Annotated in this window: 2 protein-coding genes; both read left to right on the top strand. The window is 47.1% G+C overall.

Annotated elements, in window-relative coordinates; genetic code table 11:
• Positions 1-410, top strand: a 410-nt coding sequence (locus R7190_RS28325) for a ubiquinone/menaquinone biosynthesis methyltransferase (RefSeq protein WP_318137985.1), incomplete at its 5' end; no start/stop codon positions are given.
• Positions 411-421: 11 nt separating this feature from the next.
• Positions 422-639: SCP2 sterol-binding domain-containing protein (locus R7190_RS28320; RefSeq protein ID WP_318137984.1), on the top strand; the 218-nt coding region annotated here is incomplete at its 3' end.

Raw genomic sequence — 639 nt, 5'->3', positions numbered from 1 at the left:
ACGTGCAGTACGTTGAAGCTAACGCAGAAGAACTGCCTTTCCCAGATGATTACTTCGATGTGATCACCATCAGCTTCTGTCTTCGTAACGTAACCGACAAAGACAAAGCACTGCGTTCAATGTTCCGCGTCCTTAAGCCGGGTGGTCGTCTATTGGTTTTGGAATTCTCTAAACCAGTTCTCGAACCACTATCAAAAGTGTACGACGCGTACTCATTCCACCTATTGCCAAAAATGGGCGAATTGGTCGCGAATGACGCAGAAAGCTACCGCTACCTTGCTGAATCTATTCGCATGCACCCAGACCAAGAAACTCTGGAAGGCATGATGCAAGACGCTGGCTTCGAAAACACCAAATACTACAACCTAACGGGTGGTATTGTGGCGTTGCACCGCGGTTACAAATTCTAAGGGTTAACGGCATGCCATTTGAACCTCTTATCACTGCTGTCATTGAAACTTCGCTGAACACACTGATTAAAGACGATCCTGCATTGGGTCGTCGTTTAGCGCGTCTCAAGGGCCAAGTTATCCAAGTTCACCTCAAAGAAATCGACAAGACGCTGACGTTTGTTTTCAGTCAGCAGATTGATGTGCTGGGTAACTACGAAGGTCAGCCTGACTGCTATCTCTCGTTGAA

The organism is Vibrio sp. 1078-1, assembly GCF_033340475.1.
The sequence above is the reverse complement of the archived record's forward strand: the minus strand, read 5'-3'. Positions and strand labels throughout refer to the sequence as shown.